General features: G+C 42.3%; 2 protein-coding genes. Both read right to left on the bottom strand.

The annotated features are described in order from the left end of the window. On the bottom strand, positions 1-347 hold a 347-nt coding region (locus WEIDD23_RS00715; protein ID WP_197458773.1), incomplete at its 3' end, for a sugar transferase. A gap of 30 nt (positions 348-377) precedes the next feature. Beyond that, positions 378-1160 carry a type I methionyl aminopeptidase gene (gene map, locus WEIDD23_RS00710; RefSeq protein WP_010371964.1) on the bottom strand — a complete coding sequence of 261 codons (783 nt, stop codon included), beginning with the start codon at positions 1158-1160 and terminating at the stop codon, positions 378-380. Positions 1161-1414: the final 254 nt, after the last annotated feature.

The raw sequence follows: 1414 nt of genomic DNA, 5'->3' as shown, positions 1-1414 counted from the left end.
GGCAACTCATCAATCGATGTCCGACGAATGAACGCCCCAAACTTGGTGATACGTGGATCTTCTTCAGTAGGTAACTTGTAGCCGTTCTCAACGAACTTTGCATACAATTCTTTGTTGGCATACAGCTTTTCTTCTGCACCAACAACCATTGAACGGAACTTATAAATTCCAAATTCACGGTGATTCATACCGATACGACGCTGCTTATAAAAGACAGGCCCTCGGTTTTCACCGAAAAGATAAAAGGATGAAATCACCAAAAAGATTGGCGAAAAAACAATCAATGCGAATAACGACACTGAAATATCCAAAAATCGCTTAGCAAAAATGTAACCTGAATGAGTCACGTCATTGCTCCCTTCTGTGTCAGTAATTTTTTATAGATACTTGGCGTCAAACTCAGGATCTTGTGATGTCAAAATCTTTGGTCCATCATTTGCAATCGCAATGGTGTGTTCATATTGCGCTGACCATGATCCATCTTCAGTTGTCACTGTCCAACCATCATCTTCTGATGTTTCGACCTTCCAACCACCCATGTTAACCATCGGCTCAATCGTAATCGTCATGCCTGGCTTCAAACGCAAACCGTGTCCAGCAACACCATAGTGTGGTACGGCTGGCTCTTCGTGCATCGTTGGTTGAATACCGTGTCCGATATATTCACGGACATTACCAAACCCATTTTCATCTTCAACGTAAGCGTTGATAGCCGCACCGATATCACCAATTCGGTTGCCAACTTGAGCTTGTTCAATACCGATGTACAAGGCTTTGAACGTCACATCCATCAAACGTTGTACTTCTGGTGACACCTCACCGACAGCGTATGACCAAGCTGAATCTGAATAATAACCATCAAGGTCAACCACTGTATCAACCTTGACGATATCACCTTCGTGCAAAATCAATTCTTTGCGAGGGAAAGCGTGGGCAACTTCATTGTTCACTGACACAGTCGTTGCAAATTCGAAGCCTTCAAAACCAATTTGTGCAGCGCGTGCACCATGGTCTTCAATATACTTGCGACCGAATTCTTCGATTTCCCATGTTGAAATACCAGGCTTAATGATATCGCGCAACCCTTTGTGCATGCCGGCGATAATCGCACCAGATTGGCGCATACCTTCAATTTCACGTTCTGACTTAATAGTAATCATGTTTTCTAACCTGCTTTGTTTTCTTTTTCCCCTCATAACTAAATATCTATTATACGCCAAAAATAGCGTTTTATGGCAAATTTATACGAATTTATTAAGAACACAAAAATAACCCCCGCCGTTGAGCGAAGGTTATTTGCTAATGATTATTCGTCATTATGAATTTGCTGAAGCAGATGTTGCTGATGAATCAGTGGCATCTGACGCAGTTGATGAACTTGCTGAACCGAAGTGAGACTCGTACGTTGCAACAA

It is taken from the genome of Weissella sp. DD23, from assembly GCF_001579105.1.
GTDB lineage: Bacteria > Bacillota > Bacilli > Lactobacillales > Lactobacillaceae > Weissella > Weissella cibaria.
Note: the sequence above shows the minus strand (reverse complement) of the source record. Positions and strands in the feature narration are given on the sequence as shown.

Coding starts and splice junctions, on each gene's coding strand:
- map (WP_010371964.1), bottom strand. CDS start 1,160: ATGATTACTATTAAGTCAGAACGTGAAATTGAAGGTATGCGCCAATCT.